Source organism: Cupriavidus sp. HPC(L), from assembly GCF_000307735.3.
Lineage (GTDB): Bacteria > Pseudomonadota > Gammaproteobacteria > Burkholderiales > Burkholderiaceae > Cupriavidus.
In genome coordinates this window covers 1-15,106 of record NZ_AMPR02000124.1, presented here as the reverse complement: position 1 = coordinate 15,106, position 15,106 = coordinate 1, and the positions used below count along the sequence as shown (strand labels likewise).

The following is a 15,106-nucleotide window of genomic DNA, read 5'->3' as shown; positions in this document are numbered from 1 at the left end:
AGTTCTCCTCGTCGTCCGGCAAAAACAAGTCTCCGCCGTTTTTTATAGCGACCTCCGCGCAATGCGCGGATCGTTGCCGCCATGCCGTCCGCAGTGATGGCGCAAAAAACGGGGCCGTCACCCCGTGCATGGCGCACGGGACTGAAACCGCTACGGGGGAGAGATGGGAGACAGGACATCCACCATCGAGTGTGCGCGCCTCGAAGACTTGGCGACCATCCCGAGGTCGCAGAAGCAGGCGCTACTCAATGTCGAAGAAAACGATGTCGGTTATCTGAATGTCCGCGTCGAGGGTCACGACTACCTGGTAATCAAGACTAAGCAGTTTGGCGTCCAGGTCAGCCGTCTCGATATCGAGGATCTTCCACTCGCGACACGATTCTTCCAGACCATCAAGGAGTTTTTCACTCACCAGGTCGCGGATTTTTTTCAACTCCGCGGTGTAGGCACCCGGTCCTATCGGATCGGCAAGGCCGTGGAAAGCTGGACGAAAATGCCGGACGGGCAGGAGAAGGCAAAGGGCCCGCCAACCATTCTGACGCCAACACTCACATATCAAACTCCGGGGAAAAGGATCACAGTCGGCCAGTCGAACTACGTCGAAGACCATTTGGGAAATCATGGCACGCGGCCGGCCCAGGAAATCAAGATCTCGTCGGCTCGCAAGCCTTTGAGCCGCAGTGACTACGCGGGGCGGGATCATTTGCTCGCTCGGATTTTTTTTGGCTTGGCAACGCCATCGCAGCCTGGAATGACGCCAACGTTGGACGACAAGGCCTGCGAAACGGAGCTCATGGACGTCTTCAATCTCTCCGGCCAAGACGCAGAGCAGGCATTCGCCCGACTATATGCACAGATGCATGCCATCGTGGCTCCCCGGAAGTCCCGGGTTGCGATCGGCACCAGCGCAAACCTGCTGCTGCTCGGAAACGCCATCTCGTCCGAGATCTCTAGCGAACTGAAGCCACTGAAACGCACTCCGCAGGAGGCAGCGGAGCTGCTGAACTCGCTCGGCACATCGTTGCATCAACTAGGCGACGAAAGTGAGACAGCGGTTCATTGTTGGCAAGCGGCACGCCTGCTATCCCGATGCGAGTTCGGCTTCCAGATGCTTTGTGAATTGATAGGAAAGCCTGCGGAATTGCCTGCACCTGTCATGGAGCAATGGCAGGCGGCGTTGCGGATATATCTTCAATCATGCGATCACCTGATTGCCTGTAGCGAAAACGCCCGTTCGCCCGCGCCGCGGCGCGGTAGCAAAGCCGCCGGCGAAACAGAGGACCTGCGAGCCTTGATGGGACATCCGATTGGCGCAGCCGAGTATGCCGCGGCCATGCTCGCCGATGCGAACCTCCCACCTGCAAATCGACTGGCATATCGCGCGTTGCTTGGCGCCGTCAAGCTGATGCAGATTCGCGCTGTGGCCGATCCCGCATGGCTCAAGGCGCAGCGCCAAGCGGTGGCAAGCGAAAGCTTAGCGCCGTCCTTGACGGCACCGTTGTCCAAGGACGAAGTCATGGCCCTCGCTTTGTGGCGCAATGGATTCCGCGACGACCTGGACAATGGCCTGCTCGCACGGTTTCAACACCATCTCAACAAGCTGGTGCTGGATTGGCTGCCGCGCAGGCACGTCGATCTGCTGACGGGTGTCGTCACTGAACTGATGCCTGACGATTCCCCTGTTGCATTGGCGCTCGGGGATCCCATGACGCAGGCAGTCACCCGGAGAACCGTGTCGCAGCAGAGCCAGGATCACCAGACGGCCATGGGCCGTATGACACGGTTGCTGGCGTTGCAGTTCAAAATTGCCGCCGGGGCCGAGTTGCTCCCGCATGAAGCACTGTTGCGGGATGTCTTGGCGTTCCGGGACGAGACACGGAAGCTTGGTTTGTCGACAGAAGCCGCCCGGCAATTGGATCTGGAGCTGGATGATGTTTTGGGGCGACTCGACAACTTGATACGGAAGATCGAGGTCGATAGTGCGATTCAGTCCTGCTCGGAGGACGATCTTCGAAAGTCAAATCACCAGGTCCACATCCAGGGCGACACCAAGACATGTCTGGTAGAGCTTCGTGAGCATCTGATGGCCTTGCAAGCGCAGTATCCGAATGGAGGCTTCGCTCTCCAGCAAAAACACCCATTCGGTGTGGCGGCGCAGGATGATATTGCCACCCACCAAGTCCCCTACCTTGTCCGATACAGTCTTCTCACGCAATGGCTGATCTGCACCGAATTCGGCATGCGTCTACACGCGTACGCCGTCACAGATCCATTCAAGAAGGCAGTGATCAGCGAGCTAATGGATCTACCAGCCGCCCGCCCACATCGGCAAGAAATCGAAGCCGAATTGAACGGCATTAAACAAATCGATCTTGAACTGATCGACGAATGGGCTGAGGACACCGGCATACTCACTACAACGGTCTCCGCCTCCCACACGACCTCGTCGCTGCCCGAAGTAGCTAAAGAAGTGCCCGAGATAGGTCGCCGCTTCCAGCAGAATCGGCAAATCGTCGCCATGCTTCGAGCAGGCCGTGACAAGGTGGATGCCGCGGTGGTCCTGCCCGAGGCGCCGCGCACCCGGGAAGATCTCCGACAGATCGCAAGTCACCGAATGGACACCAATCTCGGTAACGGTGCCAAAGGCAGCATTTCAAGGACCGGAGGCGTGGGCGTCAGCGTCAGCATTGGCGCAGGCGCAGCCGCAATACTCGCAGGTCCGGCACCGACCATCGGCGTCTCTGTCTCGCATGCCAGTACCTCCACCCATACGAGAAGTTTCGGCATCCTGAGTAGTTCTGTCGGCGGTCAAACGATAATGGTGAGCGAGACGAACTCGAAGAGCGGCCAGGTCGGGGCGGGTATCACCGTATCGACGGCGACCGCCCTGGACGTCGGTGTAGACGCCAGTTATGTCGATGGAGACGGCACCGAGACCGGCATCGCCATCCGTGCCCCAGCGATCCCCGGCTCAAGAGAGTGGGTAAAGACGAGTCAGAACGTCGTCAACGTAGTATTCGGCAATAAATTGGCGAGCAAGGTTGAAAAGGATCTGGCTGCACGACCATATCAGTCAAAACCTGATCGCGCGCTTCGCGAACTGTGCTACCAGTGCTTTCAACCGCTTCTGACCGGAGCACTCGCTCTGAATGTTTTTGATAATAAGACATCGAACGAAAGCGTCAACGCCGGTATTTCGGTCGGCGCTGGCGTCAAGGTAAAAGAAGGGTTTCTTCAGGCCTCCGTCAACGCACGCTTTGGCAGGGGGACGGATATCCGGTCGCAACAAGCGCGCGTCGACCGCACCGGGTCCACGCGATTGGCGGTTCACGGGATGGGGTCCGGCTCTCGATACAACGCGGCCCTGCGCGCCCTCGCTACCGTACTGCCAACAAAATTGACCGACCATCTCCAGAGCGGGCTATCAACAGGCGAGGTGCTCGGTGTCACTGCAACGTTTGGAGAGCGGGGCACCCAACATTTCATTCGTCGAGAAACAAGAGATGGCGTCACCCAGCCTTCGCTCGCGTGGGACATCGTTTTCCGCGATGTCAACGATTTGATCGCACATTTGAACGCGGACAGCCTGCGCAAAGAGTGGAGCGACTACAACGACTCGCTGGCGCCTGAAGAAATCAAACTGGACCTCGAGAGGTGCAAGCAATACTTGCTCTTGCACGCTCGGGATTGCCGGCAGACCTTCATGATTCGGCGATATCTGTCAGATGACAAGCTCGCCGAGCTCAACACGTTGATAGCGCTGGCGGAAGGACTGACCGGGGCGAGTTCACCACTTGGTGATTTGCCGAGTCGCTACGGTTTGGCACAGCGATGCTTGGACCTGCTGACAACAAACGCGCACTACAAGCTTGGCGGAGTCGGCGCATACGTGAATGACTATCGCGAAGAGGAATTCGGTCTCCACGGCGGCGTGATGCTGAACGAGACCAGAACGGTATCGGTGTCGACGGAACTGCTGTGGTTCAACGCCCATTTCGTTCCACGCGCATCTAAGTCTTTGGAGGAGACAGAGGCATCGGGCTCAAAGGGAGCCAATCCCAAGTTGCTTGTAAAGCCGCAGAAAAATCGGTCCGTGCGTCATATCGCGCCCGAGTTGCGTGACCAGTTCCATTCCGAGATCTCCGCGCAAGTCGGCCCCCCACTCCAATCTCAGGGACTACACCATGCTCCAGACCTCCACTAGCCGCTCCTCACCTTTCAACGCGCTAAACCCCGCGGAATATGCGCGTCGAGCCTTAGGGTCGAATTCGCGCACTTGCAGCGATACGTCGCCTTCACGAGCGAAGCGTTTAGAGCAGTTCGCTATCGCGCGAAGCGACCAATCGGTCGAGGGAATCGCGAATGCGCGTAAATCCGACCCACAGCGAAAAGACGACATGCTGACGGTGCTAAAAGCCCATAACCTCGCCGTTCATGGTGCCCACATACATTTTTTGGGCATCCCGGCCATCCTGCTGGTAGCTTCCGCGTACGCGGCCAACAAGATAACGCGCAAGGTGTTTTTTGACACCCTGGATCTGTTTGTCCAACACGTCCGCAGAGACTCTGACCATCCCGACGGGATCAAGCCACATCACCTCACGCGTCTAGGAATTTCCGCCGCCGATGCTCAAAAATTACCACTGCACGATTCGAGACACGACATTGTGCTGGTAGCAGGCCTTTTAAACGGCGTAATCGACATGGAAGATTTCGAGCTGCTATACGGCCCCGGCCCCAAGGGCCGGTTTCTGCAACGCCACTTTCCCGGCGTCCCGGTATTGCCTCCCGCTCCGCCCTTGGCCGATCACTTCTACTGCAATACCTACGGCTTGCTGATAAAAGATACGAGCTACCGTCGACAGGAGTTGAAGCAGGACATCCCGCTGATCTGTGCTCGAATGGAAAAAGGGCCTGACTTCTACACCTCGACAAATCACTACAAGCTCCGCCTGCTGGCCGCGGAAAATAAAGGAGTATCACTGAACGTCCTCGGCCCCTTCGACAACGAGGAGTCGATGAAGCAAGCGTTCGCCGACACCTTCCATGTCGTGCACCCTGACTACGAACCCAATGCAACCTGGCGACAAGACGTCAAATCCTTCCGCTTCGTGGAGCCGAAGCGGATCGACTGGGTACCGCCGCAGCCGAAGAAGTGGGAAACAGGCACTGAACGGACAAAGCCGAATCGCGGCTGCACTACGCTTCTATGCAACGTCGTGTAACGGCACAGCAGACCGGCCTTAGCACGACAATCCAGCACCAAAGAAAAAGCCGCGCCCAACATAAGGGCGCGGCTTTTTTGTTGTTCCCCGCGATCGCGGGGAAAACACCACTCAGCTGAAAAAACTCTTCACCTTATCCAACCAAGACTGCTCCTGTGGACTATGCCGCGAGCCGCCTTCGTGGACCGAGCGGTCGAATTGGCGCAGCAGTTCCTTCTGGGCTTCGGTCAGCTTGACCGGCGTCTCGACGTTGACGTGCACGTAGAGGTCGCCCGGCGTGCCGGAGCGGACGCCCTTGATGCCCTTGCCGCGCAGGCGGAAGGTGCGGCCGGTCTGGGTGCCTTCGGGGACCGGGAAGCTGGCCTTGCCGTTCAGCGTCGGCACTTCGAGGTCGCCGCCCAGCGCGGCGGTAGCGTACGAGATCGGCATCTGGCAATGCAGATCGTCACCGTCGCGTTCGAACACCGGGTGCGGCTTGATATGGACCTCGACATAGAGGTCGCCCGGAGGGCCGCCGTTGATGCCGGGTTCGCCGTTGCCGGTCGAGCGGATCCGCATGCCTTCGTCGATGCCGGCCGGGATCTTGACCTCGAGGGTCTTCTGCGTCTTGATCTTGCCCTGGCCGTGGCATTTGACGCACGGCTTGGGGATGTACTTGCCGGTGCCGTGGCACTTCGGGCAAGTCTGCTGCATCGTGAAGAAGCCCTGCGACACGCGGACCTGGCCGATGCCTTTACAAGTGGGGCAGGTCTCGACGTGCGAGCCCGGCTCGGCGCCGTTGCCGTGGCAGTGATCGCAGTCGTCCCAGTGCGGTACGCGGATCTGCGCCTCGTGGCCGTGCGCGGCCTGCTCGAGCGTGATCTCCATGCTGTAGCGCAGGTCGGCGCCGCGATAGACCTGCGGACCGCCGCGTTGCCGGCCGCCGGCTGCCTGGCCAAAGATGTCGCCGAAGATATCGCCGAAGGCCTCGGCGAAGCCGCCGTAGCCCTGGGCACCGCCGAAGCCGCCCGCCATGTTCGGGTCCACGCCCGCGTGGCCGTACTGGTCGTAGGCCGCCTTCTTTTCGGGGTCGGAGAGCATCTCGTAGGCCTCCTTGGCCTCCTTGAATTTCTCCTCCGCATCCTTGCTGTCCGGATTGCGGTCCGGGTGGTACTTCATCGCGAGCTTGCGATACGCCTTCTTGATGTCGTCGTCGCTCGCGTTCTTGCCCACCCCGAGCACTTCGTAGTAGTCACGTTTTGCCATGGTGGCTCAAACCCTGATTGGCCGACCCCCGCGCACATGCGCGCCGGTCGACGAATAGCAAAAAGCCGAGCGGGGAAATCCGACGGCGCCGGCCCGCAGGTCCGCGCTTGGTCCGATATCCGCCGCCCGGCGTCGGGACTGGCATGGCGCCGGCGCAAGGCCCGCGCCATCCCATGTCCGTCGCATTACTTCTTGTCGTTGACTTCCTTGAACTCGGCATCCACGACGTTGTCGTCCTGCGGCTGCGCGTCGTGCGCACCGCCGGCCGCGCCAGCGCCGGCACCCGCACCGGCGGCGCCGGATTCGCCCGCCTTGGCCTGCATGTCGGCGTAGACCTTCTCGCCCAGCTTCTGGCTGACTTCGGACAGCGCCGCGACCTTGGCGTCGATCTCGGTCTTGTCGCCGCCGCGTGCGGCGTCTTCCAGTTCCTTGATGGCAGCCTCGATCTTTTCCTTCTCGCCCGACTCCAGCTTGTCGCCGTACTCGGTCAGCGCCTTGCGGGTCGAGTGCACCAGCGCGTCGGCCTGGTTGCGCGCGTCGGCCAGTTCGCGGGCCTTGCGGTCTTCCTCGGCATTGGCCTCGGCGTCCTTGACCATGCGCTGGATCTCTTCTTCCGACAGACCCGAGTTGGCCTTGATCGTGATCCGGTTTTCCTTGCCGGTCGCCTTGTCCTTGGCGCCGACGTGCAGGATGCCGTTGGCGTCGATGTCGAACGACACCTCGATCTGCGGCATGCCGCGCGGCGCCGGAGCGATGCCTTCCAGGTTGAACTCGCCCAGCAGCTTGTTGCCGCTGGCCATCTCGCGCTCACCCTGGTAGACCTTGATCGTCACCGCCGGCTGGTTGTCGTCGGCCGTCGAGAACACCTGCGCATGCTTGGTCGGGATCGTGGTGTTCTTGCTGATCATCTTGGTCATCACGCCGCCCAGCGTCTCGATGCCCAGCGACAGCGGGGTCACGTCGAGCAGCAGCACGTCCTTGCGATCGCCGGACAGCACCGAGCCCTGGATCGCCGCGCCAACCGCCACGGCTTCATCCGGGTTCACGTCCTTGCGTGCGTCGCGGCCGAAGAACTCGCGCACCTGCTCCTGCACCTTCGGCATGCGGGTCATGCCGCCGACCAGGATCACGTCGTCGATGTCGCTGACCTTGACGCCCGCGTCCTTGATCGCGATGCGGCACGGTTCGATGGTGCGGGTGATCAGTTCCTCGACCAGCGCTTCGAACTTGGCGCGGGTGATCTTCAGGTTCAAGTGCTTCGGGCCCGAGGCATCGGCCGTGATGTACGGCAGATTGATTTCGGTCTGCTGCGAGCTCGACAGTTCGATCTTGGCCTTTTCGGCGGCTTCCTTCAGGCGCTGCAGCGCGAGCACGTCCTTGGACAGGTCGACGCCCTGCTCCTTCTTGAACTCGCCGATGATGTAGTCGATCAGGCGCTGGTCGAAGTCCTCGCCACCGAGGAAGGTGTCGCCGTTGGTCGACAGCACTTCGAACTGCTTCTCGCCGTCGACGTCCGCGATCTCGATGATCGAGATGTCGAAGGTACCGCCGCCGAGGTCATACACCGCGATCTTGCGGTCGCCCTTCTCGTTCTTGTCCATGCCGAAGGCCAGCGCGGCCGCGGTCGGCTCGTTGATGATGCGCTTGACTTCCAGGCCGGCAATGCGGCCCGCGTCCTTGGTGGCCTGGCGCTGGGCGTCGTTGAAGTACGCCGGCACGGTGATGACCGCTTCGGTCACCGGCTCGCCGAGGTAGTCCTCGGCGGTCTTCTTCATCTTGCGCAGCACTTCGGCCGAGACTTGCGGCGGGGCCAGCTTCTGGTCGCGCACCGACACCCAGGCGTCGCCGTTGTCGGCCTTGACGATCGAGTACGGCATCAGCCCGATGTCCTTCTGGACTTCCTTCTCTTCGAACTTGCGGCCGATCAGCCGTTTGACGGCGTACAGGGTGTTGCGGGGATTGGTCACTGCCTGGCGCTTGGCGGGGGCGCCGACCAGGATCTCGCCGTCTTCCATGTAGGCGATGACCGAGGGGGTGGTACGCGCCCCTTCCGAGTTCTCGATCACCTTGGGGGTGTTGCCCTCCATGATCGAGACGCAGCTGTTGGTGGTACCGAGGTCGATACCGATGATCTTACCCATTTATTCTCTCCTCTTGAGCCATCGCTATCCGCGCGGCCTCAACTCAACCTGAGGCCGAAGTGTGGCCGGCCGGCACCTTTTCAAGGGCGGAGCCGGCAAATCCGAGTAATTTTGTTGGTTTTTAGGGCGCCCCGGCTCGGGCGCCGCCGGGGCGAGAATCCGCCCGAACCGTCACTTATGTCAAATCAATTTTTGCGGCCGCGTTGCCACTGCACGTCGGTCTGCCCGCCGGCCCGGTTGGCGACGCGCGCCAGCACGAACAGCAGGTCCGACAGCCGGTTCAGGTACTGGCGAGGCGCCTCGTTGACCGCTTCGACGGCGCCCAGCGCGACCAGCGCCCGTTCTGCGCGCCGGCAGACGGTGCGGCAGACATGGGCGAGCGCCGCGGCGCGGGTGCCGCCCGGCAGGATGAATTCGGCCAGCCGCGGCAGATCGGCGTTGTAGTGCGCGAGCCAGTCGTCGAGCTGGACGACCTGCTCCGGCTTGACCAGCGTGTAGCCGGGGATCGACAGCTCGCCGCCCAGATCGAACAGGTCGTGCTGGATATGCAACAGCGCGGCGCGGATGTCGTCGGGCAGCGCCTCGGTCAGCAGCACCCCGAGCTGCGCGTTCAGTTCGTCCACCTCGCCGATCGCGGCGATGCGCAGGCTGTCCTTGCCGGTGCGGCTGCCGTCGCCCAGTCCGGTGGTGCCCGCGTCGCCTGTGCGGGTCGCGATCCGGCTCAATCGATTGCCCATGGAAGTTCTCCCTGTCGAAGCCGCATTATGGCGCGGCATGCACGCGGCGTAGAATAACGGGGTCCGCAACACCCGGCCGCCCTCGCGCGGCCGCATCCAGACAAAGGGCAGCGGCTCGGCGGTCGCCCAGAATGACGACCATTCATGGCCACCGCGGCCAGCCAAGGCAAAGCCGCCCGCCCAGCCTCGCCGGAGACCAGCATGAACCATCCCACGCCCCACGCCGCCCTGACCCGCCGTCCGCTGCCGCCGGAAGTGGCCGACGCCCTGCAGGCGCGCTTCGGCGAGCGCTTCACCACGTCGGCCGGCGTGCGCGATCACCACGGGCGCGACGAATCGCCGTTTCCGCCGGCCCCGCCCGATGCCGTCGTGTTCGCCCACAGCACCGAGGAAGTCGCCGAGGTCGCCAGGCTGTGCAACGCCCATGGCGTGCCGCTGATTCCCTACGGCGCGGGCTCGTCGCTGGAGGGCCATTTGCTGGCCGTGGCCGGCGGCATCAGCCTGGACCTGTCGCAGATGAACCAGGTGCTGGCGGTGCAGCCGGAAGACCTGACCGTTACCGTTCAGCCGGGCGTCACCCGCAAGCAGCTGAACCAGGAAATCAAGGACACCGGCCTGTTCTTCCCGATCGATCCGGGCGCCGACGCTTCGCTTGGCGGCATGTGCGCGACGCGGGCGTCGGGCACCAACGCCGTGCGCTACGGCACGATGCGCGAGAACGTGCTGGCGCTGACCGTGGTCACCGCCGACGGCCGCGTGATCAAGACCGGCACCCATGCCCGCAAGTCCTCGGCCGGCTACGACCTGACCCGGCTGTTCGTCGGCAGCGAAGGCACGCTCGGCATCATCACCGAGATCACCGTGCGGCTGTATCCGCAGCCCGAGGCGATCTCGGCCGCGGTCTGCGCCTTCCCCGACATGGGCAGCGCGGTGCGGGCCGTGATCGACACGATCCAGCTCGGCGTGCCGGTGGCGCGGGTCGAGTTCGTCGACGCGCTGGCGATCCGCGCGATCAACCGCCACGATCGCCTGACGCTGCCGGAAAGCCCGCACCTGTTCTTCGAATTCCACGGTACCGAGGCCGGCGTGCGCGAGCAGGCCGAGACCGTGCAGCAGATCACCGCCGAGCATGGCGGCCAGGGTTTCGAATGGGCGACGCGGCCGGAAGACCGCAGCCGGCTGTGGAACGCCCGCCATACCGCCTACTTCGCGATGCTGCAGCTCAAGCCGGGCTGCCGCGCGGTGACCACCGACGTCTGCGTGCCGATCTCGCGGCTGGCCGACTGCGTGGTCGAGACCGAGCGCGACCTGATCGCGTCCGGCCTGCCCTGCCCGATCGTCGGCCACGTCGGCGACGGCAATTTCCACGTGGCGATCCTGACCGATCCCGACAAGCCCGAGGAGCTGGAACAGGCCGAGGCCCTGAACGCGGCGATCGTTTCGCGCGCGCTGGCGATGGGCGGTACCTGTACCGGCGAGCACGGTGTCGGCCTGCACAAGATGGACTTCCTGGTCAGCGAGCATGGCGAGGACGCGCTGGACCTGATGCGCGCGATCAAGCGGGCGCTGGACCCGAACGGCATCCTCAATCCGGGCAAGATCTTCCGCCCGAGCCGCTGAGCCCCGCGAGCAACACCCGACATAACCGATATCCCGCTCATGGCCGCGCTGTTCAACCGCATCCCGCCGCTCCATCTGCTGATCGCCTTCGAGGCGGCGTCGCGGCTGGGCAGCTTCGCCCGCGCGGCCGAGGAGCTGTCGGTGACGCCCAGCGCGGTGTCGCACCGGATCAAGAATCTCGAGGAGCTGTGGGGCGAGGACCTGTTCGTGCGCGCCAACACCGCGCTGCGGCTGACCGCGGCCGGCACCCGCTACCTGCGCAATGTGCAGGACGCGCTCAAGTCGCTGAACGAGCTGGCCCGGCCCGAGTACAACAAGATGCGCACGCGGCTGCGGGTCGCCACGCCGCCGACCTTCGGCCGCCAGCATCTGGTGCCGCGGCTGCCCGAGTTCGGCGCGCTCTATCCGCATATCGACCTGGAACTGCAGCTGGCCATCCCCTTCCTCGATGTGAAGGCCGAGGACACCGACGTCGAGATCCGCTATGGCACGGGACGCTATCCGGACCTGAAGACCACGCGGCTGCTGGTCGAGCCGGTGTTTCCGGCCTGCGGCCGCGAGTACTATGAACGGATCGACGGACGCTCGATCACGCGCCCCGAGCACCTGGCCAATCTGGTGCTGCTGCGCAGTCCGCTGGAGCCGTGGAAGCCCTGGTTCGAGACCGCCGGGCTCGACTGGCCCGAGCCGCAGAGCGGCCCCCAGTTCAACGACATCGGCTTCATGCTCGAGGCGGTCGCCTCGAACCAGGGCGTGGCCCTGGTGCGCCAGCGCATGGCGCGGCACTGGCTGTCGCTGGGCCAGATGGTGCGGCTGCTCGATATCGAATCGGAGTCGCCGCATGGCTACTACATCGTCGAGCGCGAACAGGCGCCGCTCAAGCCCGAGGCCCGCTACTTCGTCGACTGGCTGCTCAGCCTCGAGTGGTAAGACACGGCGCGATGCCGCCCCGGCATGAACGGATTTGATCGGCGCGGCGCGCCGAATTCACGTGTGGCGGCGGCTGCGCGGGCATGGCCTGCGCTATAGTCTGCCGTCCCCGCCTCGCCCGCGCCGCCAGCGCCGCGAGGCCATACAGGAGTCGCCATGAACGCCCCGCAAGACGCCGCCATCCCCGCGGCCTCCTCCGCCGCGCTGGCCGCCGCGCTGTCGCCCGAGCAGACCGCAGAGCTGCTGCGCGAACTCGCGCGCATCCTTCCCGAGCCGGCGCTGCTGACGCGCCCCGAGGACACGGTCCCCTATGAATGCGACGGCCTGGCGGCCTATCGCCAGGTCCCGCTCGCGGTGGTGCTGCCCGACAGCGAGGAACAGGTGATCGCGATCCTGCGGCTGTGCCACCGGCTGCGCGTGCCCGTGGTGCCGCGCGGCGCCGGCACCAGCCTGTCCGGCGGCGCGATGCCGATCGCCAGCGGCGTGGTGCTGTCGCTCGCCAAGTTCAAGCGCATCGTGTCGATCGATCCGCTGTCGCGCACCGCCGTGGTCCAGCCGGGCGTGCGCAATCTGGCCATTTCCGAAGCCGCCGCGCCGTACGGCCTGTACTACGCGCCCGACCCCTCGTCGCAGATCGCCTGCACCATCGGCGGCAATGTCGCCGAAAATTCCGGCGGCGTGCATTGCCTGAAATACGGCCTGACCGTTCACAACGTGCTGCGCGTGCGCGCGATCACGATGCAAGGCGAGGTGGTCGAGTTCGGCAGCGCCGCGCCCGACGCGCCGGGTCTCGATCTGCTGGCGGTACTGATCGGCTCGGAGGGCATGCTGGCGGTCACGACGGAAGTCACCGTCAAGCTGGTGCCGCGGCCGCAGCTGGCGCAGGTCATCATGGCCAGCTTCGATGACGTCGAGAAAGGCGGCAATGCGGTCGCCGACGTAATCGCCGCCGGCATCATCCCGGCCGGGCTCGAGATGATGGACAAGCCGGCGACCGCCGCGGTCGAGGAATTCGTCCATGCCGGCTACGACCTGGACGCCGCCGCGATCCTGCTGTGCGAATCCGATGGCACGCCGGAGGAAGTGGCCGAGGAAATCGAGCGGATGAGCGAGGTGCTGCGCGCCTCCGGCGCGACCCGCATCGCGGTGTCGCAAAGCGAGCCCGAGCGGCTGCGCTTCTGGAGCGGCCGCAAGAACGCCTTCCCCGCCGCGGGCCGGATCTCGCCGGACTACTACTGCATGGACGGCACCATCCCGCGCAAGCACATCGGCACGCTGCTCAAGCGCATCGAGCAGATGGAGCACAAGTACGGCCTGCGCTGCATCAACGTGTTCCATGCCGGCGACGGCAACATGCACCCGCTGATCCTGTTCGATGGCGCGGACCATGACGAGTGGCAGCGCGCCGAGCTGTTCGGCGCCGACATCCTGGAGACCTGCGTCGAACTCGGCGGCACCGTCACCGGCGAACACGGCGTCGGCGTCGAGAAGCTCAATTCGATGTGCGTGCAGTTCGCGCCCGAAGAGCGCGAGGCCTTCCTGCGCGTCAAGGCGGCCTTCGACCCGGCGCGGCTGCTCAATCCGGACAAGGCCATTCCGACGCTGGCGCGCTGCGCCGAATACGGCAAGATGCATGTGCGCCGCGGCCTGCTGCCGCATCCGGACCTGCCGCGCTTCTGAGCGAGGCCCGCACGCCGATGGCCAATTACCGCCAAGCCCCTCGCAACGACGGCCCCCGCCAGGCCCCGCGCGACGATCCGCGCCGCCGGCAGGAAGCGTTCGTGCGCCAGTATCTGGGCAAGCCTGAGACCGGCTGGCGCCAGCGCTGGTACACGATCATCTTCGAGGCCGATACGCGCGAGGGCCGGCAGTTCGATGTGGCGTTGCTGCTGGCCATCGTCGCCAGCGTGCTGGTGGTGATGTTCGACAGCGTGCCGGCGATCCACGCGCGGCTCGGCGTGGGCTTCACCGTGCTCGAGTGGATGTTCACGCTGCTGTTTACCGCCGAGTACGTGATGCGGATCCTGGTGGTCCGGCGGCCGCTGCGCTACGTGTTCAGCTTCTTCGGCATCATCGACTTCATCTCGATCATGCCGACCTGGCTGGCCTTCTTCATGCCGGAGCTGGCCTTCCTGATCGACGTGCGCCTGCTGCGGCTGCTGCGCGTGTTCCGGATCCTGAAGCTGACCGTCTACTTCGAGGAGGCGCAGATCCTCTACCGCGCGCTGGCCAACAGCCGGCGCAAGATCGCGGTCTTCCTCGGCACGGTGTTCATCATCACCGTGATCCTCGGCACCGTGATGTATGTGGTCGAGGGTCCGGAAAACGGCTTCGTCAGCATTCCGCGCAGCATGTACTGGGCGGTCGTGACGCTGACCACCACGGGCTACGGCGACATGGTGCCCAAGACCGCGTTCGGGCAATTCATCACCTCGCTGACGATCCTGCTGGGCTACGGCATCATCGCCTTCCCGACCGGCATCGTCGGCGCGGAACTGGCCGCCAGCATCATCCGGCGCCCGCTGACCACGCGCACCTGCGTGCATTGCCTGACCGAGGGGCACGACCCCGACGCCTCCTATTGCAAGCACTGCGGCAAGAAGCTGCCGCCGTATCAGGTCGAGGTCGGCGACAACGCCTGACGCGGCGCGACGACGAACGACCGAACAACAGAACCAGAGCGCCCGCCGGCGCGGCCGCGTGCCGCGCGCAGGACGCCCCGAACCCCAGAAAACCAGAACCCCAGCCATCCCTGCCAACGCCATGCAAGACAAGCTCGACGCCTTTCGCGATGCCATCCGGCACGCCGCCGCCAGCCGTACGCCGCTGCGCTTCACCGGCGGCGGCAGCAAGGACTTCTACGGCCAGCCGCCCCAGGGCGAGGTGCTGGACACGCGCGGCCATGCCGGCATCGTCGACTACGACCCCGCGGAGTTGGTGATCACCGCGCGCTGCGGCACGCCGCTGGCCGAGATCGAGGCGACGCTGGCCGAACGGCGCCAGATGCTGGCCTTCGAGCCGCCCCACTTCGCCGGCACCGATGGCGTCAGCCGGGCGACGCTGGGCGGCGCGGTCGCGGCCGGCCTGTCCGGCCCGCGCCGGCAGTCCGTTGGCGCGCTGCGCGACTTCGTGCTCGGCGTGCAGATGATGGACGGCCGCGGCGATACGCTGCAGTTCGGCGGCCAGGTGATGAAGAACGTCGCCGGCT

The 15,106-nt window shown here is 64.3% G+C and carries 10 protein-coding genes; 7 read left to right on the top strand and 3 right to left on the bottom strand.

Annotated elements, in window-relative coordinates:
- Positions 1-208: 208 nt before the first annotated feature.
- Both B551_RS09240 and B551_RS26060 read left to right on the top strand, forming a co-directional pair.
- Complete coding sequence (locus B551_RS09240; protein WP_157071948.1) at positions 209-4,204, top strand: hypothetical protein; 3,996 nt, start codon at positions 209-211, stop codon at positions 4,202-4,204.
- Positions 4,185-5,225: a hypothetical protein gene (locus tag B551_RS26060; protein WP_157071947.1), complete on the top strand. Its 1,041-nt coding sequence runs from the start codon at positions 4,185-4,187 to the stop codon at positions 5,223-5,225. The genes B551_RS09240 and B551_RS26060 overlap by 20 nt, the downstream gene beginning before the upstream one ends.
- 111 nt (positions 5,226-5,336) lie before the next feature.
- Here B551_RS26060 and dnaJ read toward each other — a convergent pair whose 3' ends face one another.
- The 3 genes from dnaJ to B551_RS09220 all read right to left on the bottom strand — a co-directional run bounded on the left by dnaJ (position 5,337) and on the right by B551_RS09220 (position 9,348).
- Positions 5,337-6,470 (bottom strand): molecular chaperone DnaJ, encoded by a 1,134-nt coding sequence (dnaJ, locus tag B551_RS09230; protein WP_006575623.1) that lies wholly within the window; start codon positions 6,468-6,470, stop codon positions 5,337-5,339.
- A gap of 185 nt (positions 6,471-6,655) precedes the next feature.
- Positions 6,656-8,611 carry a molecular chaperone DnaK gene (gene dnaK / locus B551_RS09225; RefSeq protein ID WP_006575624.1) on the bottom strand — a complete coding sequence of 652 codons (1,956 nt, stop codon included), beginning with the start codon at positions 8,609-8,611 and terminating at the stop codon, positions 6,656-6,658.
- A 185-nt stretch (positions 8,612-8,796) separates the two neighbouring features.
- Positions 8,797-9,348 carry a cob(I)yrinic acid a,c-diamide adenosyltransferase gene (locus B551_RS09220; protein ID WP_006575625.1) on the bottom strand — a complete coding sequence of 184 codons (552 nt, stop codon included), beginning with the start codon at positions 9,346-9,348 and terminating at the stop codon, positions 8,797-8,799.
- A 201-nt stretch (positions 9,349-9,549) separates the two neighbouring features.
- Between B551_RS09220 and B551_RS09215 the strand changes: the two genes are divergently transcribed.
- The 5 genes from B551_RS09215 to B551_RS09195 all read left to right on the top strand — a co-directional run.
- Entirely contained in the window at positions 9,550-10,968 is a 1,419-nt protein-coding gene (locus B551_RS09215) for an FAD-binding oxidoreductase (protein WP_043438375.1), read from the top strand.
- 39 nt (positions 10,969-11,007) lie between these two features.
- The gene (locus B551_RS09210; RefSeq protein WP_006575626.1) at positions 11,008-11,898 is read left to right on the top strand and encodes a LysR substrate-binding domain-containing protein; all 891 of its coding nucleotides are present in this window, start codon (positions 11,008-11,010) and stop codon (positions 11,896-11,898) included.
- Positions 11,899-12,054: 156 nt separating this feature from the next.
- Positions 12,055-13,578 carry an FAD-linked oxidase C-terminal domain-containing protein gene (locus B551_RS09205; RefSeq protein WP_006575627.1) on the top strand — a complete coding sequence of 508 codons (1,524 nt, stop codon included), beginning with the start codon at positions 12,055-12,057 and terminating at the stop codon, positions 13,576-13,578.
- Between the two features lie 17 nt (positions 13,579-13,595).
- Positions 13,596-14,540: an ion transporter gene (locus B551_RS09200; RefSeq protein WP_006575628.1), complete on the top strand. Its 945-nt coding sequence runs from the start codon at positions 13,596-13,598 to the stop codon at positions 14,538-14,540.
- 121 nt (positions 14,541-14,661) lie between these two features.
- Positions 14,662-15,106 (top strand): FAD-binding protein (locus B551_RS09195; RefSeq protein WP_023263947.1); only part of this gene is annotated, 445 nt, incomplete at its 3' end.

Excerpts from the sequence above, each read along its gene's own strand:
- B551_RS26060 (WP_157071947.1), top strand. The coding sequence starts at position 4,185 with ATGCTCCAGACCTCCACTAGCCGCTCCTCACCTTTCAACGCGCTAAAC.
- B551_RS09200 (WP_006575628.1), top strand. The coding sequence starts at position 13,596 with ATGGCCAATTACCGCCAAGCCCCTCGCAACGACGGCCCCCGCCAGGCC.
- dnaK (WP_006575624.1), bottom strand. The coding sequence starts at position 8,611 with ATGGGTAAGATCATCGGTATCGACCTCGGTACCACCAACAGCTGCGTC.
- B551_RS09215 (WP_043438375.1), top strand. The coding sequence starts at position 9,550 with ATGAACCATCCCACGCCCCACGCCGCCCTGACCCGCCGTCCGCTGCCG.
- dnaJ (WP_006575623.1), bottom strand. The coding sequence starts at position 6,470 with ATGGCAAAACGTGACTACTACGAAGTGCTCGGGGTGGGCAAGAACGCG.
- B551_RS09210 (WP_006575626.1), top strand. The coding sequence starts at position 11,008 with ATGGCCGCGCTGTTCAACCGCATCCCGCCGCTCCATCTGCTGATCGCC.
- B551_RS09220 (WP_006575625.1), bottom strand. The coding sequence starts at position 9,348 with ATGGGCAATCGATTGAGCCGGATCGCGACCCGCACAGGCGACGCGGGC.
- B551_RS09205 (WP_006575627.1), top strand. The coding sequence starts at position 12,055 with ATGAACGCCCCGCAAGACGCCGCCATCCCCGCGGCCTCCTCCGCCGCG.